Genomic DNA, 26,658 nt, shown 5'->3' on the forward strand with positions numbered 1-26,658 from the left:
AATGGCCTGACGGCCATCCGCCGCTCATTGCGCCGGCACGACCAGCGGCGTGACGTGCCCGTGCGCGATTTCGGTGAGGAACACGTCGTTCAGCGCCTGATGATCGTCGCTGCTCAGGTTGACCACCAGGCCGCCGAGGTCGAGATGGCGGATCGATTCGAGCGCCTGCTTCAGCGTTGCCCGCGTGGGCGATGGCCCCGCGCGCTCCAGCCCGATCAGCGCGACCTTCGCGTCGAGGCAGCCCTCGATGTGCACCACGCCGATGTGCTCGTCCGGAAAGCGCCGGGCGATGAGCCGCGCGCAGTCCCGGATCACCGGGCGATCGCTCTGCGGCAGCGGCACGACCTGCGAAATCAGCATGCCATTCCCTTCGTCGCCGATGAGGCGCAACAGGTCGTCGGTGCCGACGAACGACACCGCCGCGAGATGGGCCGTGAGGCCTTCGCGGTGCGCGGCGCGAACGAATGCGGCGACCGGCGTATACGGGCCGACCATGATGACGACGTCGGGCCGCCCTTCGAGTACGGCCGCCAGACCCGTGTCGACCGCCGTCGTGCCGCGGCGGAACGTGCCGGTGGCGACGACGTCGAGGCCATGGCGGCGCAGCGCGAGCCGCGTGCCCGCCAGCACCGCGAGCCCGAAGCCGTCGTCCTGGTAGAACACCGCGAAACGCGTCGCGTGGTCGTGCGCGATCAAATGATCGACCAGCGCGCGCGTTTCGTCGTCATAGCTCGCCCGGATGTTGAAGACCTCCGGCGTGACCGGCTTGCGCAGCGCCATCGCGCCGCTGAACGTACCGACGAGCGGAATGCCAGCGTCCCGGATCATCGGCAGCACCGCGGTGGTCGTCGGCGTGCCGACGTAGCCGAACAGCGCCAGCACGTTGCCCCGCTCGATCATGTCCAGCGTGTTGTCCACCGTCCGGTCGGGTTCGTAGCGATCGTCGGCGACGACGAGGTCGATTTTTCGCCCGTGCACGCCGCCGCGAGCGTTCGCGTCGTCGAATACGGCTTGCGCGCCGATCAGCAGCCCATGTCCGAGGCCTGCGGAATTGCCCGATTGCGCGTTGACCATGCCCAGGCGGATCGTGTCGCCGGTCACGCCGGGCTCCGCCGCGAATCCGGCGCTCTGGCCGCTCAGTGCGGCGCAGCATGCGATCAGCGCCAGCGACTGCCTGCCGCCGGGACGCGCGAGTGCGCGCAGTAGGTTCGAAGACCAGGTGCGGGAACACATTGGTGCGACTGACACACTCTCGTCCATGTAGGGCTCCCGTTCGGCACCCGGTTGTTCTGATCTGACGATGCGCCCCGCCGCGTGCCGCACCGCTACCGTGGTACGAGTCGATTAGTCATATATATAGGTGGCATCCGTTGGGACTGCAAGGCGGGAGGCGCGGGGCCACGCCGTTGTCGCGCGTTGTGGCGGATTGTTGCGCTGCGGCGATCGAATGCGGGAGGGCGCGACTGTGTGGGATCGCGTGTGCGGCATTTCGATACGGTCGTCAGTGCGTCGGTTTGTTGCGTGAATTGGTGCGCAAGAACCGGACGCCCGTGCGATGTCGCGCGGCCGATTCCGGCGTTCGGAAGAGGGAGTGCGCAGCGCGCGGACTTGCGGCGGCGCCGATGCGGCGATACGCCGACGCGTCGCGTAGCCAGGCCGCGCGTTGCCGATCTTGTCGATCGGCAACTTGGCCGCGCCCGTTGTTGGTGTGTCGGTTGAATGCCGCAAGCCGGTTCGACGAGGGATAAGCAACGGACTGCCAAACAAATTGATAGCGCGGCTACGGCCGACATACTGCTCGGACAAGCAACGCCTTTCTGCTTGCCGTGCAAATTGGACACGCTATGCGCGCATCGCCGTTCTCACATGGACTGGGTACGATCCGGGTTGACTATAAAAGCCACACGCTGCGTGAACACGCAACGCGATAAAGGAAACAGGCAAATTGAAAATATCGGCCAATGCATTGATTTCACTGGCCCGCCCTACACGATTCGAACGTGTGACCTACGGCTTAGAAGGCCGCCGTCCATCACCCGGATCGAGATTGATCGACATCCCGATAAACATCTATCAATTTGAAATTAAAGGATTTTTTAGTCAACCACAACGCTTCGATGTTGACTCGAATTGACTGACATCCCTAGAATTCCCCTACATGGCGCCTACACGGCACTACAAGCGGGGACTACAGGTGATCAAGGAAAATTTCACGATCGAACGTGTGACGGGTTACGAGTGCGTACCTGGACGACAACAGACGATCTACTGGGACAAGAAGCAGCAGGGACTCGGCCTTCGCGTGACGGCTTCGGGCGTGAAGTCCTACGTATTCGAGGGTCGTTTGTTTGGCAAGACCGTTCGCATCACCATCGGCTCGCCGAACGCGTGGCTGCTGGAGCGACACGCCACGACCGACGCCGCAACCGGAAAAACGATCGAGCGCCTCGGTGCGAGACAGGAAGCAGCCCGACTCAAAGCGCTGATGGATCGCGGCATCGATCCCCGCGAAGAAAGAGCGGAACAGCGCGCTGAGCATGAAGCCCGCAAACTCGAATCCCTCAGGCAAAACGCGACCGTATCGGAAGCATGGTCCGCCTACCTGGACGCGCACCGCAGCAAATGGAGTGATCGACACTACTACGATCACGAGAAGCTCGCACAAGCGGGCGGCCTACCTTGGAAGCGTGGACGTGGGACGACGATTCCCGGACCGCTGGCGACGCTAATGCCGCTGAAGCTGACAGATCTCAACGCCGAGCGAGTGGCGACCTGGCTTGAAGCCGAAGCAGAAAAACGACCAACGAACGCTGAGCAGAGTTACCGCAAACTGCGTGCATTCATTCGGTGGTGCGATGACAAGCCGGAATATTCGGGATCTATTGCTCCAAATGCGTATGCCGCTCGGGCCGTGCGCGCAGCCGTACCACGCACCAAGGCAAAAAGTGATTGCCTACAGCGAGAGCAGCTGCTTGCCTGGTTTACAGCCGTACGTGAGATAGGCAACCCGGTTATCAGCGCATACTTGCAGGGGCTCCTGCTTACTGGTGCTCGCCGTGAAGAGCTCGCCGCCTTGCGCTGGAAGGACGTGGACTTCCGGTGGCGCAGCCTCACCATAAACGACAAGGTTGAGGGCACCGGCGGCCGCACCATACCACTTACACCATATCTGGCGAGTCTTCTCTCGAAGCTGAAGCAGATGAATGAGACACCGCCGAACAGCCGGCAGTTGGCCAGCCTCGCCGAAAAAGGACAGTCATGGTCACCATCTGAATGGGTGTTCACGAGCAACAGGTCGGAAGACGGAAAGATCACCGAACCCAGAAAAGCCCATAATGGTGCGCTGAAGACCGTCGACCTACCGCACCTCACGTTGCACGGACTTCGACGGTCGTTCGGGACGCTTTCAGAATGGGTTGAAGTTCCTGTCGGTGTTGTCGCGCAAATCCAGGGGCACAAACCTTCTGCGATCGCCGAGAAGCACTATCGGCGGCGGCCCCTAGACCTTCTTCGCATGTGGCATGACAAAATTGAGTCCTGGATGTTGGAGCAGGCTCAGGTCGAACTGGAGCCTCCAACGTGCGAGTGAGGGTGACGGAAGAAAACTGATTTGGGATCAGAGAGTCGTAGGTTCGAATCCTATCGCTCCGACCAAAGAAATCAAGGGGTTAGCTGATACTAATCCCTTTTTGCTTTTTCGGCTCATGTAACCATCATGCAACCTGATCCAGCCTGGGTTAACCTGCATCGCTCCATCTCGGCTCCACCAAATTCGCCTCCCCCGCTTCCATTGATTCCTATCCAGTCAAGCTTTCGATATAACACCAATGTTTATGGGACGGATATCGCTGTCGGAAGGTTTGACTGCGGGCTCAACAAGCCATGAGATACATTTAATGTGCGATGGCGTGATGCGCGAGAAACTCTTTCAAAATCGATTTCAACCCGATAATATATTTGTTTTCCTCCCGAACGGGCGTTAGCTGGTACTGAGCGTAGCGATTAATGGAATCGGCGTCCGAGTCAAGCTCCATTAACTTCAACTCAGCGACCAGAGCAGCTTTCGCATCCTCATTCGTCCCGGCCCTTCTAGCTGCTTCCTCTTCCCCGACCAGCGCAGATAGCACCACGAATTCTGGGCAGATAGCGTCAAGGTATCGCATCCGGCTTCGGACCCACCTTACGTAAGAGGCCGCAGGCTCCGCCTTGCCAAGCGAACACCCGTGCGGCAAGACACCAAATTCATCTTGCAGTTTCTGACTGAGCAGCAGTTGCTCGGCCAACGGTAACGTGCCAGGATCTGGAAATGGTGCATTGGGCTTTTGGTCGCCGTCCAGAATGACATAGACGTCTTGATGATCGCTCATCCACGTCGGAATGTTGTATTTCAGTATAGAGTTTGCGCCGCTCGTTGGAACGTGCAAACGGATAATCTCAGCCTCACCAGGATCAAGCAATTTTATTGCAATCCTAACCAAGACGGCAAGTAGTTGGTCCTCGACGGTGATCAGTAGCACGTTATCCGGGATGTGCCCCAATCGATTAAATGCCACTTGTGGGTGAGTATTTTCAACGATTCGCATCCGTCCATTGGGTCCTTCTTCTAAGACCTTGATAGCGTTGCCTGGTAGCATTCGCACAATCGACGGAGAATGAGTTGAAAGCACAACTTGAATATGCTTCACTCGGATGCGATCCAGCAGAAAAGCAACGAACCTCCGTTGCGCGAGGGGATGTAGGGACGTTTCGGGTTCGTCGAGCAGCACCAAGGAGTATTGCTCGACGGCAAGCAACTCAATCACAGCGCGAACAACCGCAAGTTCCCCACTACCAGCAAACGCCTCGGAATATGTCATATTCTTTCGCGTGAATATCACGCTAGGCGCTTCCATCCTCCCATAAAGACGATGTAGTATGTACCGCGCGCTAACGTACTCATGTCCGAGAATGTAACTCACCCAACTTAACTCCTCAGCGGTCAGGTCCCGATGCTCGAACACCGCCTGGTGACCTCCCGGCGCATAGCTCTCCAGCCTGCGCTTCAATACATTCTGCAACCGGTGTGCGCCTTTTCGAATCTCTTCCTGCCGTTCCTCGAGAGTGACGCCTCGGGGGGCAAAGTAGAAATAGCGATCAAACGCGCTGAACTCGCATTTGAAGTTTAGATAGCTAACTTTTCTATCGACGGGATTCCAACGCTCCTTCGAGCGAAACGGTGCGGTATTCGCATCCTCAGGCGGCATCGGGTCCATACCATCGGCAGTAGACGCTCTCGCTGGCTCCCAATACCCGCTCCGCTTTTTACCACGCACCTTTTTGGTTTGCACCACGCGCTTCAGTTCCGATACCCAATGTGAATAGTAGTATCGATTGATGCCATGCGTGCCGCCTTCCGCAATTGGATCGACTGCGGTAGAGAACCAGAACCTGCTTGTGCTATGTCGTATGGGCATACCCCACATGGCGTGCAGAATCGAGCTCTTCCCGCTTCCATTCGCACCGACGAGTGCAGTCAATGGATAGTCAAAAGTAATTTTTGTTGAAGGCTCGATGTTCTTGAAGTTTGGAAAGACCACGTCGACTATGTATTTGTCGAGTGGTTTTCCTGGCTGAAACTTCGCTACCGTTGCCACTAGTGCGTCGATGTCCTCGATCATTCGCCCCCCGCTCCCGCATGTTCTTTTTTGACTACACTAACATCGAAAATACGAACAGCCCCTACTCCTCTCGAGAAGCGCTTTTCGTCAAAATGCTGCGGGCTCAGGTACCAAGCCTGCGCCACCCTCCGTCTCGCGCTCAATATCGCAGAAGCGACTGCCTGCATCTTTGAGCCGGTAAGACCGATCTCCAGATTTGCTCCCCCGTTTCCATATACATCAAGGAACTGTTCGTCGAGATACTTCAAAAGTGCAAACAGATCGCTTGTGTCAATGCGGTTGACAGTTGCATTCTGATAGTTTTGACAAAGGAATTCTGCAGCATACTGTGCGACCTTGGATCGAGGTTCGTCGCCCGTAGGCGCGATAACCTCAATGTAGTCAAATTCCCGTTTGTCAAGAAGCGAGAAGAGCCGCTCGTGCTTAGCCGACGCAAATGCCAGCAGCGCACGATTTCTCGAAGGATCGACATGTTCGTCCAGGAGGCGAACGTCCTTGTATGGACCCGTTTCTCCCTTCAGGACGTGCGACAGATTTTCGAGAAAACGCAAAGGATCGTCAGATTTCTCGGCCGCAAACAGCTTCTTCAGATCGGCCTGAAGCGGATAGTGATGTTCCGCAGACACATGACAGATCAGCACCCGTCCCTTCTCGATCAGTTCCCGGCGTACCGACTGGAAGATCAAAGGCTTTGACAATCCTGAGACATCAACAAGCGCCAAACCCTCTATCGCGGGGAGAGAGTTCAATGCCTGATCGTAATCCACTTCGTGAACAATACGTTTGGCAGCCTTCCAATGGCGAAGGATTTTCTTTGAATGTCCAGGCAAGTTGTAGCGCACCGCAAACACGTTCCCCGGACGGGCATGTTCAGCCAGAATCCGATTTGATTCTAGCGTTCTATCCTCGAAACCCAGCGCCGTCAACACGCCCCCCAGTTGAATCGCCTCCAGGTCAGATGTCGTGATCTGTCTGATCTCGACATCGATTGCCTTTGCCCACATACGCGGCTGGGAAGTTTTCTCTGCGTCCAGTTCTACCGTTGGCTCGTCTTCGAACAGGTTCTGCTGTCCCGGTTGTAACTGGACTGCGTGCACATCGTACTGGTCCGGCGTACTGTTGTTCTGACTCTCTTCGCGACTCTCCTCTTCGGGTGCCGTGCCAAGCTCCGCTTTTATCTGATTGCGAAGCAGGATTTCCTTGGCTGGACTGTCAAGCCATTCGCGGAGGTCCGGGCCGGATAACTCGAACCGATCCCGGTCGGCCAGCCCGATAAACGCCGCAAGGCCATATATCTTGCGATAGCTTAGCTTGAACTGTTGGATCGGATTAGAATCCTTGGTCTTCGTACGAGGCGAGCCTCCGGTGTACACAAACACACCAGCGTCGATAAGATCCCTCAGACCATCAATCTGCTGTCGCAAGCTGGCTTCATCGTCGGCTGTTACGCGTACATAAATCGAGGAGTACTGTCTCAAACGAGGACTGCTACTCTTGAGCTTTACAGCTTGCCTGTAGGAACGTGCAAGCAGTTCGTGAGCCGCACCGGCAAAGGCAAGCGCGTGATTCTTGAACCGCCCCGTCCTACGATCCAGGTCATAGAGCCGTCTGGAGCTCAATGCAAGAAAACAGTCAGATTGAATGCTCTCGGGAATCGGAATCGATGCCTGTCCTTTCGCGCCAGCGGCGCGTCGCAGGATTTCTTCATAGAGCTTGATCACGTCTCCAATGTCTCCGACGCATACGCTCGTCAAGCACGACAACCCGCGATACGCTTGCTTGCGTTCCTTGGATGTGGCGTTCGACGCCGCGATCTCCCTGGCCACCTGCTCCAAAGGTACGTCACCCAACATCTCTCGAGGCCCGTGCTTGTTCGGGTGAGAAACATGGAACTTGGCACGTTGCTGAAGGATGTCTGCGACGAACGCGTTTCCCTTTTCCTTGTCAGAATTGATTGTCTGAAAAACGTCTGCCCCAAGATCGAACACCGCCAGATCACGATCAACCCGAATTGGGTGATTCCTGCCTGGTGACTGCAAACCCAGTTCGATTGTCTGCCACTCCGATGTAAATTTGAATGCGCAGATGGGACTTTGAAACAGCAGTGCAGAAAGCAGCTCCGCGATCCGGTCAAGTTCCAGATAGCGCGTTGATACGTCATCCAGAAGAAACAGGATCGTAGACGACGCAAAATATGGAGAACATGATCGCAACTGTTCCGCCAGGTGTGAAAAGACCTGCACCGGCGCCTGTTTCACCGAATACGTCTCGTCCCCTTGAGTAGTCAGCACGGCAATCCGCTGAAGCCGTACCTCAAGATCTTCAACTGATACCACCTGTCGAAGTTCGTCCGCTCCGTCGAGATAATCGGCGACGGCACTGGCCAATTTGGCATGGGCACCAGGCGCCAGGGAAGCCGAATCAATGTCTTTCAGGTGCAACAGGGCGCGCGCCGCCTGCATTGCATAATTGACAAACAGTCGGGTCAGGCGATGTTCAAGTTTGTAAACAGAATGACGAAGGTCGAGTAACCGTTGCGCCGATACAAAGAGCCCAACGAACTGATCCTCATGGACACGCTTCAAAACGGCCTCACCACTCTCTCCCTCATGCTGCGCAGCGCGCGCGTGAATGTCGAGAGCACGCAAGAGCATCGTCTTTCCGCAGCCGCGCATGCCCGTAATGATCTGCGGCCCCGGCTTGCTAACCTCCGCCAGCCAGCGACCATCCGGGTCAACCAGTAGACGCGGCACATTCCACGACTCCAGCGTCTGCGCGTTATAGTGATCGCCGAAGCTCTTGAGGCTCAACGGCGTGCTCCATGGGCGCCAGTGATACGACGCACGATAGTACGCCTCTTCGATCTGCGCGATCAAATCGTCTGGGTTTGGGGAGCGCAAGTTCTGCGCGTTCGCCAACAATCCGTGCACAAGACGCTGAAGTGCCAGCGCGGTGCGGAAGTCCCTGTCCTCAAGATTGTTTGGCGAAGACAAAAGTCGGTCCAATAACTGGTCGACGTGCTTCGCAATGAAATGAAGGTCACCGATCCGGTCGGGCGAACTCTTGCTAGCGTCTGAAATACTCCCTAAGTCGATCGCCTTTACACGTATCGTGTCGCATATCGCATTCGGCCTTCGCGCCTCAGTGCGAATTTTTTCGACAATCAGATTCTCTGCGTGCAGGTCGTTGTGGTTGAGCTGGTTTGCTGCGAATTCACCCCGAATGCGCAACAGGTCAATGGCAATCTGGCAGATTGCTGCGGACCCGGCGGCGATCTCGCCGTCGATATATTTCCGAAGCAGATCCCCGTTCACGAATTCCAGAACCGTCACATGACAGCGGATCTTCGACCCATCGGCAAATTCGACTTCCTCGTCAAATCGGTCGTCAATGCCGACGACATGCATGGCGTCCTGGGCGAGACGGGCATGCAGAGAGGTTTCTTCCTCAAATGAAGGCTTCTCAAAAAACTTGTAGAACTCGATGGGCGAGATTTTCAACACATGTTTTTTTGCAAATGTCCCTCTCTCGGCAACATAAGCCGCGCCATAAAACCCCCGCCCCAAGTCGCGCGTTATCCTGTAGTCCCGGATAGATGCCGGTGCAGCAGATAGGACGAACCCGTAGGGACGTTGGCATTTTGGACACAGGTCATCGAGCGATTTTTCCGCGTGATCTTTTTCTGGGCAAAAGAAACAACAGTATTTACTCATCGGTCTTTATTCCTTCAATGCTCAGCCCAAGAGGAAGCAATGCAGTCTTCGCGATCGGCTCCTCCAGATCATTTACCGCCCCTTGAAATGCTTCGTCGTCTATGCGGACCGTCGCGAGAGGCTCCCCTCTGCTCACCCACTCACCGGGGCGTCGCATCAGAATTATGCCGACCGGGTCAGGAAACAACGCGCCATCAACGACTGCTCTTTTCTGCCACGCAACCAACACCTTGCGAATTCCGTCCAGATCGAATCGCACGAAACCATCATCGCGTGCTCGTAGCATATGGTCATGACGCGAGTTAGTGGATTCGACGAGCTGCTCGAAGCCATCACGACTACCGCCTTGTGCGACCACATTCATATAGAACTGATCTTGCAAATCCGAAACCGTCGCTCTGAATATCCTTTCACGCTGCTCGGGTGGCGTGGATGCGAGCGCAAGATTCCGGCACAGAATTCGATGCTCTTCAAGCCACGGCGATTCCGTTCCACGGAATATATGGCGCAAGGCCAATAGCGCCTCCTTTCGACCGATAAACGGCTGGTACGGAAAGCGCGCGTCCGTTAAAACCGGATAGGCGTTGATCGAAAGCAGTCGAGCAGCCTCAATGAACAGGCGCGCGTTGCTCGATGCTTCCGACCACGTTTTTCCGAAATTTCCGTGCGGCGCAACCCGCACGTCCAAACCAGCGTTCCGCACGCCCACTGCGAGCTTCTTTGAAAGAAGACTTGCAGCTACGAGGGTCGGGACTTCCTGAGCACCATGTTGTTGGCGCAATTGGAACATTCGGCTATCCAAAGGCGCGAGCCGGCCGCCAGCCATAAAGTGAGCGTAGCCAGACGCGTCCAATAGTCGTTCGACTTCGTCCACGCCGAAGGTGCTTCGATAGCCGGCAATTTGGATCAGACAATCAATGCCGCCAGCTGGGCGTCCTGGTACGCCAAGTTTCGGCACAACTGCCCCCGCAGCCCGAAGGTACAGCGGGCACAATAAGGTGCTCAGTGAAGACGGTCCCCCGGTCGATGCAACATCTGCGGAGAACGGACTTCTTGGTTGGATCCGGTCACCCGAGGCAGCAAGTACCCTGGCCAGCTGTGCGGCGACGCGCGGGTCCGCTGGGCATCGCGACTTGATCTCCAAAATGTAGGCGACAATATCGTCATCGCCGGATTCGCTGTGAATTTCGGGCAATCGATCCGTCATGGTGATTCGCCGGGTTAGTCGTTATTGATGGCGCTTTTATTGAAAGTTCACGCAATTGGAGAGCATGTCGACAGATGCTTGCGTATCGCAGACGCCTGCGCGCGAGAAAACGCAGGAGGAAGCGCATTGCCAATCATTTCAGCCACGGCATACTTTCCCCTTGTCAAAGCGAACTTGTACCTTGCCGGAAATGTTTGCAGCAACGCAGCCTCGCGCAAAGTGATGGCGCGGTCCGCCTCGGGGTGAAGAAACCGCCCTTTCGACGGATTGATGCACCCGCCAGTAATAGTCGGCGAAACATCGTCCCAGTTCATCCGGCCGTAGACATCATAAAACCCGTCACTGCTCTCGTGACACTTAAGGGCGAATGTGGGTGGTAGCGAACTCCGGCTACCGCCATTCTTCGGGATGGCCTGAATCATCGCACGAACGCGGGCACTCCGACTTTCCACGATGTCGTGAAGTGGATCACCGCTTTCTCCTGCTGCTGGCAAGTCTCCGATCGCATCTCGCACGGTGCGACGAGTGTCTGGAGACTGCAGGTGATCTATCTTGCCTACTCGGGAAGCCAGCACTACGAGTCGACGACGACGTTGCGGCACGCCGAAATCGGCAACATTTAGGACCTGGTCAGATACGTTGTAACCCAGCCGTCGTAGCTCGCGCTTGAACTCGAGATAGCGGGTGTATTGTGTAAGCGCCGGTACGTTTTCCAGCATGACAACCTTGGGCAGCAAGGCCCGGACGAGGCGACCCACGTCATCAATCAACCGATTGCGAGGATCATCGAGACGCTGACGCTTGTTATTGTGGGTCAGCCTGGAAAATCCCTGGCAAGGAGGACAACCAGCCAACAGGTCCAGCTGGCCGACCTCTAACCCGCAGGCGGACTCTATTTCAGCGGCGGTCACCGTCCGAATGTCCCTGTTGTACAGAACCACATCCCTGTGGTTGAGTGCATAAGTCGCCGCTGCAAGAGGATCGAGTTCTACCGCCGCCAGAACATTGAATCCCGCTTCACGTAAGCCTTGCGTTAACCCCCCACAACCAGAAAATAAGTCAATCGCGGTCGGCTTTTCCGTTGCGACCTTAGTTTTTTTCATGGCTTGTTCTGTGCCCTTTACTTATTCGTTGCTTGTGTGGCTACCTTCAGCCGTCGCGCTGGGGTTCGATGCCACCCGCACATCAATCCCGTTTCTCTCACAATAGTCGAGTACGATGCATTCAATCATGTTTGCTTGTGTCCGATGCTCTCGCGCTGCCATGAAGCGAAGCAGCTCCTTCATACTTGGCGTGAAGCGGAGGTTGACAGTCTCTGTCTTACGCTCGGTCATAGCGGAAAATCTAGCATTTATGTAGGGAATTATAATTCTAGCCAAATGTAACGCGGATGTACATACATTTCGGATCATGAAAGGTCGCTCAAAAGGCCCCCTGTCCAAGTCGGAGCAGATGGCCCGCGTCCGAACGAAGGATACGGCGCCAGAACTCCTGCTTCGCCGAGCGCTCTGGCATGCCGGGATTCGATACCGGCTACGGGCACGCTTACCTGGGAGCCCGGACCTGGTTGTGCCAGGTGCCATGGTCGCGATCTTCGTCGACGGCTGCTTCTGGCATGGGTGCCCCGACCACTACAAGCCACCAGCAACAAACTGCTCATTCTGGCAAAACAAGCTGGAGAAGAACCGCGCTCGTGACGATCTCGCAAACCAAACACTCGCGGATCAAGGTTGGACGGTTCTCCGCTTCTGGGAACATGAAGTCATCACACACGTGGACATAGTACTGGCGCGCGTTCAATCAACTCTTGCGGAAAAGAGGCGGTGAAACGCGCGGAATCCAAGAATCCGCCGTCGGTCGTTGACGGCACGTACGCCTCTTTGGTATGCGCCGTGCGTTAATACGTTTCGCGCAGCCCCTCCCAAACTGATCGAGAGATCACCTCAATCATTTGAGCTTCGTGGCTACGCGCCCACTCGCCCTGCTCAGCAACGCCTTCTATGCAGTTCTTGTTCATCGGCTCGCGATTTACGCTACACGCTTCCTCCCGGCATTCGGTCGCCCTCATGCAGTTGCGCTTCGCTTCGTTAGCCGTGGTCAGCCTATGGTGGGACTTACACCCGCAGGAGTGCACCCATGCTGGGCACACATGCAAAAAAGCCCGCTCCCAGCGGGCTTTTTATGCGCAATTTGTCAAACAATCCAAATGCCGGCACATAACGCACAATGCTAGAACATCGGAAACACGGCTCCTCTACATCGAAGCTCGGTACAAATCGAAAACGTCTACGTCCGCTTGCTCAAGCAAATCCTCAAACTCACTCTCCCCTCGCGCACGAAGAATTTCCAGCTCAGCCTCCGAAATAGGCATTCCTTGTAACCAATTAACCTTTACTCCACCGTTCAATTCAAGTTGCTTAAAATGCCCTTCGCTCCACAAGAACGGTGCAGTCAAGTACAAGTGCGGAACTAATGTGTCACTGTAGTATTCTGCAACATACCCCTCCAGCACACTCCCTGGCATAACTGCCCGCCGCGATCGCATCAGCGCAAAAACAGCAGAGGCGAGCACATTAGGCCACTGCTCAATATCAGCGGGCATCGCGCCACACAACTCAACTCGAGTACCCAACTCCGCCTCATTTCCCAAAACAGTCTCAAATAGACCTATGGTGCTGTACGACACGAGATCCGGTTCGGGGGAGTCCACGACCGAAAGTACATCAACAGCCATGGGCAAATCATCATGCAGATATTCCTGCACCTTGGGCTTACCGCCGAACACCGATAAGGCATGCCGCCCCACGGCCTTTCGATCAGCAGAAATTGGGCCTTTTGTCATGTCACGGTCCGAAATAGTCATCCGTCAAGTCTTCGCCTACGTGACTGCGATTGGACGAAGGAAGTTCAGGTCGATAATGGCTGGGATCATTATACTCATCAAGGAACTGTTTGCGCGTGAGATCACGTTCCGCAGCGCTGATCACGTGCTTTCTGTGCTCAAGTCCCGGCTTGTGCCCCATGTCCCAAGGATCATCAGGATTCATTTCCTTCTCGGTCACCGGATCTCGAACCTTTCCATCAGGGCTTTTCTTCTTAGCATCTTCCCACGCCTTTTCACGCACACCTTTGCGGAACTTTCCTCGCTTGTAGCGTGGATCTTTGGACGGTTCGACCTTAAGCCCATTTCCCGCTGGTTTTGCGTCCGCACTCCCGGCCTTTGCTGCATTGGCCGCTCCCTCGGTTGCCTCTCCCCCCTTCGACGCAGCCCCACCGATGTCAGAGGCCTTGCCTGCTTGGCCAGCCGCCTCGGCAACCTCGCCAGTCTTCCCAGCCGCGTTCGCAACCTCCCCCGTTTTTCCCGCGACATTTGCGACGTCAGCAACCTCGCCTGCCTTTCCGGCAACATTCACCACCTCGCCGACCTTGCCTGCCACATTCCCCACTTCCCCGACCTTGCCGGCTGCACCGACTCCACCAACAAACAATCCGCCGATGTCGACTGCGCCGCGCCCAAGCGCCTCGCCATAGTTGCCGTGGCTCCACGCCTCCATGTACGGCTTGGTGATACCGTCGACGATCGCCCCCGGATGGTCGTAGATCGCCTGCGCCGTCTTTCCGGCAGAGTCCAGCGTCTGCGAGTAGCCGTGATAGTCGTACAAGCCCGTCAGGTCGGACAAGCCCTCAGCAGCCTGCGACAAAGGCGATAACTTGGCTGCCCCAACTCCTAACCCGACCAAGCCTTTACCCATGTCCCACACCGCACCGCCGGCCCCCTTGAAGAATCCGCCGACCTGATGCATGACGCCCTTCTCGGGTGGCGGATTAGCATCCCCCACGACGTTTCCGCTCGCATCCACCGAGCTTCCCGGCGCGGGAGCGGTCACGTAGGTACCAGTACAGTTGCCGGAATTCATCGTGCACGGATCGCCGTCACGGATCACGGGATGGCCGCCCGCGCGAACCGTCGTGCTTCCTTTCGTCGGCTTGGTCTCGCCTCCCACGGTGCCGGAACGTACCCCATCGGCTGAGCCCGCTTCGTCGCCCGTACATGTCGGAACCACACTCTGATCGAGCACGTACGCCGGCTTTCCGTTGAATCGCACGCTTGGCACGATGCCTGATGACCCGCTCAGATCCGATACAACCTGATAGGGCACGGGCGGCGTCGAACTGCCCATCGGCGTCTTGCAGACATCAGGTGTGCTACTGACCGCCTTGAAGCTACCGTCCTGTCTCGAGGCAATTCGATTGCCCTTGGAGAAATGATCGGACGGTTGCGCCTTATCCTGCGGCTTATAGACGCCGGATTCAAAGCGCCTTTGAACTGACTTCCCCGCCGCGTCAAATATATCCCGCAAGTCGGAACGGTGGCTCCACGGATTCGGTGTGTTCCATAGCGCATCCAGATTCTTCACCGCGTCGCGGGCCTGCTCGACGCTCTGGATGTTGAAATGCTCACGGAAAACATCGCCCGCGTCACCGGTAACGGTAATCCCCACCGGTTCAGCCATGTTGCGCCCCCGTCGATCCGATCGGAGTTACCGGCGAACCCGCAGCAAGTCGCTCCAGGTCGGTATGATTCGCAAACCTCGCCTCGAAACGCTGTGCACGCGCGGACTTCATCAGCGTCGCACGCCACGCCAACGTCACCACGGGCTTCGCCGCCGCCGATACGTCGACAGACAGCGTATCGAGGAGCAGCGGCGCGAACTTGAGCGTCTGGTCGGTATAGACCCATCCCATCGGCAAATGGCCCGGCAAGGCGATGCGCTGGACCGTATTGCCCCGCTCGTCGACGGTCGATCCGGGCGTGCCGGCGGGAACAAGATTCGTCAGCACGATCGTCTCGTTACCCTTCAGGTGCGGCACCTGCATCAGCGGATGTGCGCCGTTCCAATATCTGAATTCGAAATCGTCGGGCAGGCCCGGATGACGCTCAGCGAGCCACTGATCGTCGTAGGTGCCAGCAAGCGCACGCCTCGATCGCCACGCTTTCCCGACAATGCCAAAGCCAGCCGGACGCAGCGACGGTTGTGCCTGCCCGTTCGAAGCCGCGAGCCACGCCTGTACCGAGATGGGTTCACTGCTGGCTTCGATCTGCGGAGCAGCGATCCTCTGCTGCTTCGTCGCGGCAAGAAACCAGCGTTCAGCAAAGCCCAATCCGATCGGATTGTCTTCACACGCCGTATGCCCGACTGGAACGTTGTCCGGATCAGGATGCGCAGCTTGCTGTTTGTCATCAAGCCGGGATGCCTTCGGCACACGTTTCGCAGCCGGATCCTGCGCGTCGACCCGACACTGCCCGCCCCATGCGTATTCGTAACGCATAGGCAGCGCTGCGATTGGCTCGGGCGGCGTCAGCCACCAGTCGACGGGACGCACGATGCCGAGCGAGGCGATCTTCACGAGCCGATTCATGCTTCGACCAAGCATCGATCGTCGAGCAAAGTACCTTGGGCCAGTCACGGACAGTCTGCGATCCAGCAAGACTTTCGTTGTCGGCACACCCGCGTCATCGCCGGATCGCATGGGCGCCGACACAATTCGAATGCCCGCCACGAAGCGCGGCAACGGCCGCCCCTGCGGCGCATAGGCCGTCCCGTCGATCAGTACATCGCAAAACGGTTTATATGGCGCGAGATCGCTTTCCTCTGCCACGCTGGATTGATTCGGCTCGCCGTGGAAGCGATCTGATGTCGCGAGCGGCCTTTGTTCCTGCGCCAGCACCAACGAGCCATTGCGCAGCTCAAAAGTCTGCCGCAATACAACGGTATGGAACGATGCGCCGTCCGGAGCAAACGACTCGAATGCCAATGCCGGAAAAGGCGTGTGATTGGAGAACTCCATCGCCGCTCCCGTCAGTTGACGTCAACATCCTTGCCGTTGATCTGCACCGGCCCCGAGCCCTCGATTAGCAGTTGCGTGCCGCGCAGCGTGATGTGTCCGTTGCTCTCCATAATGAGCACCGAGCTACCGGTCTTGAGCTCGATACGGTCGCCAGCCGTGATCGTGTACGTCTTGCCGACCATCGTGGTCTTCGACAGGCCGACTTCTTCAGCGCTAGCCAGCCCCGCCGACGTGTTCACCGCACCGGCAACGGTTACCTGATACCCGCCGCCGACTGTCAACGCCTTCGCAAGCCCCACCGTCTCCGTCGACGTCAGTGCAATCAGGAGATTCTCCATCCCCTGGATCGTCTCGTTCCGGTTGCCGCCCACTGTCAGTGTCTCGTTGTTGCCAACGGTCTCGGTGCGATCCACGCCAACGTGAATCGTCTCGTTGTTGTCGACCGTTTCCGTACGATCGTGGCCGACGTGCACCGTCTCATCGTGATCGATGTTCTTGGTGCGGTCGTTACCTACCCAATGCGACTCGTCGTGCTCGACCTCGATGCGCTGATCCTTCTCTGCGTGAAGCCAGACCTCTTCCTCGCCCTTCTTGTCCTCGAAGCGGATCGCATTGGCCGTGTTGACGTTACCGGTCCTGGTCGAACGCGTCAGAATCCCGCTCTGTGTCGCGTTGGCCGGCAACGTCCACGGCGGCATGTTCTGCGAGTTGTAAACGCGCGATGTCACCAGGGGACGGTCCGGATTTCCGTCCAGGAAGCTCACGACCACCTCATCCCCGATTCGCGGGATCTGAATCATCCCGAAACCGCTGCCCGCCCACGGCTGGCTCACCCGCACCCAGCAGGAGCTCCCTTGGTCGCGTTTGCCGAGACGATCCCAGTGAAACTGCACCTTCACACGACCGAGGCTATCCGTATAAATCTCCTCGCCTTTCGGACCCACGACGATCGCCGTCTGCGGCCCGACGATCGTCGGACGCTCGCCCTCGAATGCCGGGCGGTACGGAATCTTCTTGCGAATGCAGGTGAAGCTGCACGAGTACGCCGAACTCCCCTCACCGGGCTCATAGTTGTTCGTGCCGGTGTGTGACACAGTCAGCAACAGGAATTGCCGGTCTTCCTGTTTGGTGCTGGCGTGATCGTAGTGATCGTCCAGCTCGAAGTATCGGCACGGCATCATCCGCCGCCCCGTCGTCACCCCGACGAACGTCTTGCTGTGTGCAGCCAGCGCTTCCGTCCGGAAACGCGTGAGCTCTTCACCTCGATCGCTGTCGGCAAAACCATGCTCGCCGAGGTAGTCGTATATCTCGTAGGACGGTACGTCGCCTTGATTGACTTCCGTTCCACCCGACACGAATCGCCGGGCATGGGGAATTTTGTAGTCGAAAGTTTTCAGTCCGACCGTGTCCGGTGCAAGCTGACGCTGCGCTTGAAATGACGTGATGACGGCCAGATTGTCCATCGCCTCGCCCTGGTTGTATTGCAGCGATGGACTGCGCCCGTCGATCGGCTTTGCGGTCACCGAGTTATCGGCGATGATCAGCTTGTGTCCATCCTTCGCATGCTCGAAGTAATAGAACAGGCCATCCTCTCGCATCAACCGTTCGACAAAGGCTAGATCGTTTTCCCTATATTGGGTGCAATAGCTGCGATTCTTCGTTCCCTTCGAGAGCCGGAACTCGAACGACGCGAGCTTGCCGTACTCTCGAAATACGCGCGCGAGAATCGCCTCTGTGTTCTCTTCCTGAAAGATCCGAATGTCCTGCCGGCGGGAGAGCATCCAGAGCCACGGCAGGATCGTTGCGCTGTACATCGCAAAACCACCATCGGTATCGAGATGCGAAAACGCTGCGACGTATCCGTGGAAGTAACGCTCTTCCGAACTGGCGAGCGCGTCGGTCAACTGCAACGTGATTGTCACAGGTTGGCCGATCAGCTTCTTCAGCTCGATATTCTTGTCCTGCGACGCGAGCCGGACATGCATCTCGAAATTCTGAGATAACCCCTCGGTACAATGGAAATCGACGAGCACGAGATCCGATCGACCTTTCAAAGGCGTTTCAATCGTAAACAGGCGATTGCTCTGGAGCTGGAAGAAGCTCGCAATTTCGGACATTTGCATATGTAGCCTCGGAATCTCTCAGCAGAGGGGCAGTTTTTTGTCGGCGCGGCCATTCTAATATGTCTGCGCGCCATTTGGACTAGATGTCGGCTCCGGAAAACGGGGACTGATTATCGCGGATTATTGAATATTTGCAGCGAATGGACCACCTGCTGTCACATTACGAACGTGAAGTCGGACTGCTTGCACGTAGTCTGGCGGACTTTGCTCGACGCTTTCCGAAGATTGCAGCACGCCTTGGCATGTCTGGCGGCCACGTCGACGATCCGCACGTCGACCGGATGGTACAGACGTTCGCGCTGCTAGCCGCTCGTGTCGATGCGAAGCTTGATGACGATTACCCGCAATTCACCGAGGCACTTCTCGAAATTGCCTATCCGCAGTATCTGCGCACGGTCCCATCATGCGCGGTTGCCTCGTTCGACCCCTCGGTTCTGTTCGGTCAGCTTACCGAACCGCTGGCGATAGCACGCGGCACGATGCTGGACGCCAATGCTGCACCGTGCCGCTTCCGTACCGTCTACGACGTCACGTTGTCGCCATTGCGTATTCACTCGGCACGCTATTCGCCAGCGACGCTTGCGCCAACAGCGGCACGCATCCCGGCAGAAGTGACGGGGATCATTTCGATTACCTTTACAAGCGAATCCGCGTCGCAAGCATTCGATGACGCCATTCCGTCCGCCCCAGTGCGGGTACATCTGTCCGGAGAGCGGCCGCTCGTCGTCGCGCTTTCCGATGCGCTGTTGCTTCGCGCATCGGCCGCCTACGTGGAGGTGGACGAAAGCGGACGCTGGACGCGCTTGTCGAAAGTCCCCATTGAGGCGGCCGGCTTTGCCGATGGCGAGCGATTGTTGCCGAACGAAGACGATACAAATGCACAATCGTTCCGGCATCTGATCGAGTATTTTGCCTTCCCCGAAAAGTTTGATTTCGTCGACATCGACCTGGGTCGAATGCGTCGCGCCGCGCGCACCGAAGCCGCTCGACGACTGACGCTTCACGTCGCCGTCCAAGGCACCGCCCATGATTCCGGCGCCGCTCAGATCCTGGCAACGCTGAACATCAGCACGTTCCGATTGTTTTGCACGCCGGTCGTCAACCTGTTCGAACGCGCGGCAACGCCTATCCAGTTAACCAGTCATGATGCCACCTATCCGATCACGCCGACCCCGTTGGCAACCGGCATTCCGCTGAGCGTCTACTCGGTTGAAGCCGTTTATCTGGGCGACCGTACGAAATCGGATGAAGACAAGGCCCTCATCGCTTCACGGGCGACATCGCGCACGCTGGTGTGGCCGTATCGTGCATACAGTCACGCGCGACCCATGGATTCGTCCGCCATCTATTGGCTGGCCTACCGAGATCCGGAAGCCATGCCAGACGGCGCGCTGGCGGAATCGCAACTAGCGTTGGTCGACTTAAAGGGTCAAACCGCTCATCCGCGACACCCGCAGGTCGATGTCGATGTCCTGGCAACCAACGGAGCAATGCCGTCCCGGTTGCCAATCGGTGCCCCGGATAGCGATCTTCTGTACGAGGGTTCGGCATTGGCGTGCCCGATCATGCTGCTCTCCCGCCCCACCTTGCCGGCTGCCTTGCCGCGTGGCGGTGCACTTTGGCGCGTCCTGTCGGCATTGGCGCCGCATCCGCTCGACCTGACGCGGACCGGACTACCCGCGCTGAAGGAGTTTCTCCGTTTCCATGCTCCGCGTTCCAGCGTAGTTGCCCAACGTTGCATCGACGCGATCGCATCCCTCGACTACAAACCGGCGATCAGGTGGATGTCTCTCGACAATCACTTCCCGTCATTTGTTCGCGGTGTCGAGATCCTGCTTTCGTTCTCCGAGGCTGCGGCACGAGATGTCAGCCTGCATCGGTTCTCGGCTGTCATGGACCGATTCTTCGGCCCGTACGCTCAGTCAAACAGCTACGTTCAACTCGTCGTGTTATCGGCCGAGAGCGGCAAGGAGCTTTTGCGGTGCGCTCCACGCCCTGGGACACAACCGCTGGTATAGGTCAGTGGAGATAGCCCGCCAGAATACCACCACCAAAACCGGCCTGAAAGCCAGCCGTTAGACCATGCATGAAGAGCAGCGCCGGAGCATCCGCAATGGCCTCTGCCAGAATCATCGACATGGCTGGGCTCGTCAGGCCCAACGCAAGCAATGCTGGATTGATGCCCAACAGCATGACGGTCCCGCCCTGCGCGACAACTGCCCCGCCGTAGCCATCAAGATAGACGGTTCCGCCTTGCAAATCCGATCGCGTAAGCTCGCTGCCCTTGAATGCACTTGTCATGTAAACGGTTCCATGACTCGGGAAATCATACGTCGAGCCAGCAGCACTTGCGTCGTGGCTACCGAAGCTTGGCAATTTCAACTCGGGAATTGTGAATCTCGGCAACTTGATTTTCGGAATCTTCGCGCCCCAACCGTAACCGATACCCACACCACCGTAGTAGAAGCTTTGCGAATGCTTCTGAGGATCGGTGAGAACGATATCCCCCCCCGTCGCAACTACGATGTCAACGCTCACCCCACCGCCCGCGCCAGTGTCATATTTCCACTTGCTCTTCCGAAGATACGACATACGCCCTCTCTCTTCTGCTTCTCGTTATGTCCGTGACGGCAGATTCATAATCCCGCACACGATTGCGACCGCACCCATGAAGGCAAAAACAATCGTCGAATCCCAGATCGCGGCGAAGACATTCATCGTTGCGCTGCCATCAGGATCGTCGGCTTGGTACCGCACCTCGACTCGCTGACCGAGCTCCACTTTCGTGACAATCCCGCCTTGCGGATACGAAATCTGCTGTCCTGTCTTGGTGGTGAATTGAATCTCGGGATGGTATCCGCCGGCATTGAGCTTAACGACGAGGCCCGGTACCACAATCGACGTTCGAAGAAACTCTCTAGTCGACTGTGCGCTGACTGCAGCAGCGACAAGAAGGCCCACCCCAATCACAATGGCACTGATGCCCTTAAACATGACGCCCTCGTTTACATTCCTTACAATTATTCGGGTGCTCCATGCTGATCGTATCAGCCTGCCAAATTCTAAAACATCCTCATCTGGACGCCAGACTGTCCGCCTGGTGCGCTATTAGACCTTGGTCGGCAAGTGGCGGCGCTTGCGAATGGTCTTCGGGTTTGTCGTCATCTCTAGATAGGCGCACAGTCGACACCAGTGCCCGTTTCTGATCGTATTCGGCGTCGCGAACCAACGATGCCCGATATGGCATTCCCACTCAAGCCTCGTGCTGGAGTTCACATAGTCCGTCGAGACGCATCGACCGCCGCGCTCCCTTGCGATTGTTCGCATCAGCTTCAACCCAAGCTTCCGGCCATCGTACGCACATACACGGCACCACCTCCCCGCGACGATCGCGCCCGGCACTGCCGACCAGCGATGGCCATGTGCGCACGCCCATTCAAGTTTCGTCGCGGCGTTCTTGTAGGTACGAGACAGGCACCGGCCACCATGTTCTTTTGCTAAACGGCGCATATCGGAGATGTCATATACGTTGCCCTGGTTCTGGCATCTCGGGCACCACGATCCTCGAAAGATCTTCGCTCCCTGCGCATCCCATTCGTGACCATGCCCGCAGCGAAACCGGTAATAGGCATCGTTTCCGATGTATTCGGTCGCAAGACAAATGCCGCCACGTTTCAACGCATGCGCCTGCATCGCCTGGAGGCCGTCAGCACGACGATACGCTATCGACTTCCGTGCATTGGCACATTTTCGGCACCACGCACCCCTCGTCACCTCATACCCGACCGTCTCCCATTCGTGGCCTTCCGCACACCGAAAGCGATAACGATCTGAAAGCTTAGTGTAGGTCGTAGACAAGCACTTCCCGCCGCGATTCCGCGCGACCGCACGCAGGCGCTTCATCCCGTCCGGATCGGACATCCGCTTTGAATGCTCCGCACGCGCACACAACACGCACCACGATCCCTTCTGCAAGTTGCCAGTCGTCTTCTCGAACGTGTGTCCTTCACGGCAAACGAACTGGTAGCGCGCCATACGACCGGCATATTTGGCGGACAAACAATGCCCGCCTGCCTGTCGCGCAAGTTGATCAAGCTGTCGCAGCGTTTCCTCATCACGGCAAGTCGGACACGCGACGAGATGGTAGTACAGATGGGAACCGGATCGGCTGACCTCGTGGCCGTTGCGGCATCGGACACGATATTGCGCATTCCATCCGTGCCATTCCGATCTCAGCAGCTTGAACCCATAAGGCAGAAGTGCCTCACGTAATCGTTCCAATTGATCAACCGACAACGTCGCTACTCCGAATGATTGATCTGCCTTGCTTGATGTCGCGACAACCGTGGCAAGTCGCGAGCAACAATCCGTGTGGTTTGTACGATAACGCAAAACCTGTCGATCAACACACTCGCGCAACGTCGGAGCGACGCGTTCGTCGATTTTTAACTATTTTTTTACTGTCTACCCGTCTGTGCAGAAATACGGCCCAGCATCCCCTTTCATCAATACCGCACATTCTCAGCGCATTTTGTACCGAGAATGTCAGGCCCCTCCATACCGCATCTCGCCTTGCTGATACCGGCTTCGATTCCTGTCATGCCGCCTGGTCGACACCCTTTGGTGTGCCCAACGACTTCACCTCCGCGATTGCTTGCAGTTGTTGCAAATAATCGGCCTTATGTTGCGCCAACCATCGGACGACACGCGCGTTATCAAGCAGATTCGTCACGTAGCTCTTGATGACTACAAGCTTGAGACTGTCCGGACCGTAATTTTCCTCAAGCAACTTGGTATCTGCCTGAAGCACTGCCAACTCACGCTCAAGTCGCTGCACCGCTTCGAGAGTCCCGCTTTTCGCTGCTCGCTCCCTCGGCCCTTCCAGCAGTTGATCATCCGGTGTGGTCTCGAGCATCGCTAGCGCGAATTTTCCTGAGTAATTCTCAAGCGTATTCATCGTGTGTGCTACATCGATCTGGCGCAGAGGCTTCATTTGACGCAGGATCGAAAAAACGCGTCGGGGCACGATCTTGTCCGACAGCAATCGGACGGCTTCGTCGCAAATACCGTCCAACATCTTGAAATGCCCCCTGATTGTTGAGGCCGAAAGGCCAAGCGCCTCCGCCAGCTGCTCGGCTGGCACTCCGCTTTCGTACACTTTGACAATCATCTTGTGTTCTTGCACGGCCGCCATCCGGCTAACTTTCTTGTTGTACGTAACCCCTTCATCATCTTTCGCAATTAAGCAACGTGCGTGGGTCCTGCCAAGCTCCCTCAATGCCTCGACTCGAAGATGACCATCGAGGATCGAAAATTGACCGGGAATTGACGAGTGTTGAATGACAACGACAGGTTCCACAAGACCGATCACTCCCACCGAGGACCGAATCTGTGCATATTTCGAGCTTTCCGTTACCTTACTCGGCAGCACTTTTGACGGATGAAGTACCGCCAAAGGTATATCGAACCACTCGTGGTTGAATCCACTCTCAACGGGTCTAATGCGTGACTTCTCCATCATACGAGCCCTCCACGGGTGGCAGCCTCGACCAGTGGTTGCGGAACTGTCGCCAACCCTTCCGCTTTTACTATTCGTACGAACTCCGGAGTGGCAAACAGCTCCTTGAAAATTTCGTTCGCAATGAGCAGTGAGTTACTGACACGATCGGCCTTGAGTTGGATGACCTTATGCCTGTCGGCGTCTCGTTGATACAGTCGCATCAGATCTTCCGGGCTCAACTTCTTGCGCTTAACATTTCTCCCTGCCTGCTCGCTAGTCCCCTTTCCGACGCGCGCGCGCTGATTGAGAATTCGGCGAATGACCGCTACCTTCTTCCCGCGAATCTCCCCGCTATTCACTGCGTCAAGCAACAGATGTTGAGCCTCAGCATCGGACGCCCGCGAGATTTCGATCGCCAAATGCAACGAGATATGTCCAGCTTCTGCCGCAGCAAGCAGACGTTTCTCGCCCTTCGCCAACAGCGTTCCGACCATGTTTACCCATGAGGCCGTATAGCCGATTTTTTTTCCTACCTCCGCATCCGAGTAGCCCTTCTTACGCAGTATCTCGACTTGCGCCAGCATCTCGCTGGCGAGAGGATTCCGTCGAGCAACGTTTTCGACCACGCCCATCATCAACCCGGTCTTTTCATCGATGTCTAGAATGATGGCCGGAATCTCTGTCTGTCCAAGCATCTTGAAGGACTCCAAACGCCCCTGACCGCAAACGAGAACGTATCGATTCGGATCGTCGTTGCAACGACGTACTTCGATCGGCCGCTTCAGCCCTACCCGTTGAATGCTCTCAGTGACCTCGCGGTGCGTCTTTTTGCTGCGAATTCGAGGATTGACTACTGTAATCGAATCCACAGGAATCGTGACAACCGGTCCAGTTTCATTGTTCACGTTACCTCCGCGAGCGGCACCCGAGCCGCAAGTAAATAAAATACTTCAAGGGTATCGAACTGGTATGCGTCCAGCGCAAAGCCGTTGCGCTCCGCACAGGGCAAAAATGCCGATGTGAAATCGATAGAAGGGAGAAGGTAAAAGTCGTACGGAGCGGTGTTGTCGTGATTCATACGAACAACAACCGTTATGTCGGGTTCTAAACTGGTATCGAGACGGATACGCCAGCGATAACTTCCACCAGATGTCGGCTTACACCGCGCAATGACGAGCGACGCAGTGAATTCCTCATTGACGTTGAGCAGATCTGTTTCAGTGTCGCGAAAAGACCGCCCACCAGCCTGCTCGATGCCCGCTTGGATCTCATCCAGTACTTCCGGATGCCGTCGGCGCAGCGCACGGTTGATTTCTAGATACGAGTAGTCGCGTCGCGGCAAGAAGCCAACGAGGCTATACGCGCGCAGAAGACTGCCAAAACGGGACCGGTATGCGGCACTCGATGGCGCCCCATCCTCCTCGTCAATGATCAACCCCGAAAGGGCGCCGTATTTGTCCAGAATACTCGCGAGTGCCTTGAGCATTTCAGCGTCGTCCAGGTGGCGGGAGCGATTCGCAATGATCGCCTGCACCTTCAGGTACCAGTCTGTGGGAATAATCGCCTCAAACGCTCCATCCTTCCGTATCCATTGTTCCGGTGGGTTCCGGACATGCTGCATCTTCAGTTTGAACGAGGTTCGGTTGTATACGTTGTTTCCGATGTACTTTTCGTTCGTCAGGATTTGATGAATCGTTCCTCTCGTCCACGGACGGCCGCAGTGATTCAGTACACCCTCGCGGTTAAGCAGCGATGCGATCACGCGCTCGGGCATACCTTGGTCCAGAAAGAGTCGATAGATGCGATGCACGATCGCTACCTCTTCCGCCGGGCCCGGCACCAGCACGACGCGATCGGTCTGGATGCTTTTTTTCTCCCCGTGATGTAGAGGCCCTTTTACGACGTGGTTCTCATCGATCAGTTGCCGCTGTAGCCCGAAGCCGGCCATACCGCCCTGACGATAGCCTCGCTGAATCAAATTGCGTGCGCCGGCAAACACCTTGTTCGATAGTTCCCTGCTGTACTCCGCCGCCATGCTGCGTTTGAGCCCCTTGAGCAGCGTCGAGCCGATTGACATATCACTGCCGAATTGTTCAGCGCAGTAAATGACTTGGACTCCATTGCGCTTGCACATCTGTTCGTAGACCGCCGCTTCATCGGGGTCGGGGAAACGCCCCCATCGACTCACGTCGTAGACAAGCACTGCCACGAAATCGATCTTCTTGCTTTGTATGTCTTCAAGCAGTCGTCTGAGCCCCGGCCGGCCCTCGATGTTCAACCCACTTTTTCCATCGTCCTGGTACGTGCGCACGATTTCCATGCCGTGCGTTCTCGCGAACTCAGCGATGTACTGGGCCTGATTTTCCGTCGAGTAACGCTGATGCTCTGTCGACATGCGCGTGTACTGCGCGACGGGAATCCTCTTGTCACCACGCTCTTCTTCAAACGTTTCCGAATCCCGCATGATCGCGCTCCAACGATCGACGTTGAAAGACAATCGTTCGCCGAACGCGTGACAGATTGATGGCAGCAGAGACTATTAATTTGGGACATGAGCACTTGGTTAGGAAAACTATTAGGGTCTATCCCAGAAAATTTCACACCTATA

At 56.8% G+C, this 26,658-nt stretch carries 18 protein-coding genes and 1 tRNA gene; 4 read left to right on the forward strand and 15 right to left on the reverse strand.

Annotated features, from left to right (window positions below; genetic code table 11):
- Window positions 1-24: 24 nt before the first annotated feature.
- Complete coding sequence (locus HWX76_RS30265; RefSeq protein ID WP_244138036.1) at window positions 25-1,101, reverse strand: ABC transporter substrate-binding protein; 1,077 nt, start codon at window positions 1,099-1,101, stop codon at window positions 25-27.
- A gap of 1,093 nt (window positions 1,102-2,194) precedes the next feature.
- Between HWX76_RS30265 and HWX76_RS30270 the strand changes: the two genes are divergently transcribed.
- Window positions 2,195-3,589 (forward strand): integrase family protein, encoded by a 1,395-nt coding sequence (locus tag HWX76_RS30270; RefSeq protein ID WP_176016795.1) that lies wholly within the window; start codon window positions 2,195-2,197, stop codon window positions 3,587-3,589.
- Window positions 3,586-3,654: transfer RNA gene (locus HWX76_RS30275), tRNA-Ser, on the forward strand. Before HWX76_RS30270 ends, HWX76_RS30275 begins: the two co-directional genes overlap by 4 nt.
- Window positions 3,655-3,893: 239 nt before the next feature.
- On the opposite strand, the gene HWX76_RS30280 is transcribed toward HWX76_RS30275, so the two are convergent.
- Genes HWX76_RS30280 through HWX76_RS30295 form a run of 4 tightly spaced genes read right to left on the reverse strand, consistent with a single transcriptional unit; the run spans window position 3,894 to window position 11,680 of the window.
- The gene (locus tag HWX76_RS30280) at window positions 3,894-5,657 is read right to left on the reverse strand and encodes an ATP-binding protein (protein ID WP_176016796.1); all 1,764 of its coding nucleotides are present in this window, start codon (window positions 5,655-5,657) and stop codon (window positions 3,894-3,896) included.
- On the reverse strand, window positions 5,654-9,370 hold the full coding sequence (locus tag HWX76_RS30285) for a serine/threonine-protein kinase (protein ID WP_176016797.1): 3,717 nt from the start codon (window positions 9,368-9,370) through the stop codon (window positions 5,654-5,656). The genes HWX76_RS30280 and HWX76_RS30285 overlap by 4 nt, the downstream gene beginning before the upstream one ends.
- Window positions 9,363-10,577, reverse strand: coding sequence for a hypothetical protein (locus tag HWX76_RS30290; protein ID WP_176016798.1), 1,215 nt, complete (start codon window positions 10,575-10,577; stop codon window positions 9,363-9,365). Before HWX76_RS30290 ends, HWX76_RS30285 begins: the two co-directional genes overlap by 8 nt.
- Before the next feature lie 47 nt (window positions 10,578-10,624).
- Window positions 10,625-11,680 (reverse strand): DNA cytosine methyltransferase, encoded by a 1,056-nt coding sequence (locus HWX76_RS30295; protein WP_176016799.1) that lies wholly within the window; start codon window positions 11,678-11,680, stop codon window positions 10,625-10,627.
- Between the two features lie 307 nt (window positions 11,681-11,987).
- Between HWX76_RS30295 and HWX76_RS30300 the strand changes: the two genes are divergently transcribed.
- On the forward strand, window positions 11,988-12,404 hold the full coding sequence (locus tag HWX76_RS30300; protein WP_176016800.1) for a very short patch repair endonuclease: 417 nt from the start codon (window positions 11,988-11,990) through the stop codon (window positions 12,402-12,404).
- Between the two features lie 427 nt (window positions 12,405-12,831).
- On the opposite strand, the gene HWX76_RS30305 is transcribed toward HWX76_RS30300, so the two are convergent.
- The 4 genes from HWX76_RS30305 to tssI are packed head-to-tail and all read right to left on the reverse strand — an operon-like array spanning window position 12,832 to window position 18,550.
- On the reverse strand, window positions 12,832-13,419 hold the full coding sequence (locus HWX76_RS30305; RefSeq protein WP_244138038.1) for a suppressor of fused domain protein: 588 nt from the start codon (window positions 13,417-13,419) through the stop codon (window positions 12,832-12,834).
- 1 nt (window position 13,420) lies between these two features.
- Window positions 13,421-15,091 (reverse strand): PAAR-like domain-containing protein, encoded by a 1,671-nt coding sequence (locus tag HWX76_RS30310; RefSeq protein ID WP_176016801.1) that lies wholly within the window; start codon window positions 15,089-15,091, stop codon window positions 13,421-13,423.
- On the reverse strand, window positions 15,084-16,427 hold the full coding sequence (locus HWX76_RS30315) for a DUF2169 domain-containing protein (protein ID WP_176016802.1): 1,344 nt from the start codon (window positions 16,425-16,427) through the stop codon (window positions 15,084-15,086). The genes HWX76_RS30310 and HWX76_RS30315 overlap by 8 nt, the downstream gene beginning before the upstream one ends.
- 11 nt (window positions 16,428-16,438) lie before the next feature.
- Complete coding sequence (gene tssI, locus HWX76_RS30320) at window positions 16,439-18,550, reverse strand: type VI secretion system tip protein VgrG (protein WP_176016803.1); 2,112 nt, start codon at window positions 18,548-18,550, stop codon at window positions 16,439-16,441.
- A 140-nt stretch (window positions 18,551-18,690) separates the two neighbouring features.
- Here tssI and tssF point away from each other — a divergent pair, with 140 nt between their 5' ends.
- Window positions 18,691-20,568, forward strand: a complete 1,878-nt coding sequence (gene tssF / locus HWX76_RS30325) for a type VI secretion system baseplate subunit TssF (RefSeq protein ID WP_176016804.1) — start codon at window positions 18,691-18,693, stop codon at window positions 20,566-20,568.
- A gap of 1 nt (window position 20,569) precedes the next feature.
- Here the strand turns inward: tssF and HWX76_RS30330 are convergent, their stop codons facing one another.
- The 6 genes from HWX76_RS30330 to HWX76_RS30355 form a co-directional block, all read right to left on the reverse strand.
- Window positions 20,570-21,142, reverse strand: a complete 573-nt coding sequence (locus HWX76_RS30330) for a hypothetical protein (protein WP_176016805.1) — start codon at window positions 21,140-21,142, stop codon at window positions 20,570-20,572.
- 24 nt (window positions 21,143-21,166) lie between these two features.
- Window positions 21,167-21,544, reverse strand: coding sequence for a DUF3592 domain-containing protein (locus HWX76_RS30335; protein ID WP_176016806.1), 378 nt, complete (start codon window positions 21,542-21,544; stop codon window positions 21,167-21,169).
- A 114-nt stretch (window positions 21,545-21,658) separates the two neighbouring features.
- Window positions 21,659-22,846 (reverse strand): hypothetical protein, encoded by a 1,188-nt coding sequence (locus HWX76_RS30340; RefSeq protein ID WP_176016807.1) that lies wholly within the window; start codon window positions 22,844-22,846, stop codon window positions 21,659-21,661.
- Between the two features lie 301 nt (window positions 22,847-23,147).
- Window positions 23,148-24,071 carry a plasmid partitioning protein RepB C-terminal domain-containing protein gene (locus HWX76_RS30345; RefSeq protein ID WP_239664417.1) on the reverse strand — a complete coding sequence of 308 codons (924 nt, stop codon included), beginning with the start codon at window positions 24,069-24,071 and terminating at the stop codon, window positions 23,148-23,150.
- Window positions 24,068-24,955 (reverse strand): plasmid partitioning protein RepB C-terminal domain-containing protein, encoded by an 888-nt coding sequence (locus tag HWX76_RS30350; RefSeq protein WP_176016808.1) that lies wholly within the window; start codon window positions 24,953-24,955, stop codon window positions 24,068-24,070. Before HWX76_RS30350 ends, HWX76_RS30345 begins: the two co-directional genes overlap by 4 nt.
- Window positions 24,952-26,514 carry a recombinase family protein gene (locus tag HWX76_RS30355; protein ID WP_048989150.1) on the reverse strand — a complete coding sequence of 521 codons (1,563 nt, stop codon included), beginning with the start codon at window positions 26,512-26,514 and terminating at the stop codon, window positions 24,952-24,954. Before HWX76_RS30355 ends, HWX76_RS30350 begins: the two co-directional genes overlap by 4 nt.
- Between the last annotated feature and the right edge of the window lie 144 nt (window positions 26,515-26,658).

The sequence above is a fragment of the Burkholderia sp. BCC0398 genome (assembly GCF_902833245.1).
GTDB classification, from domain to species: domain Bacteria; phylum Pseudomonadota; class Gammaproteobacteria; order Burkholderiales; family Burkholderiaceae; genus Burkholderia; species Burkholderia sola.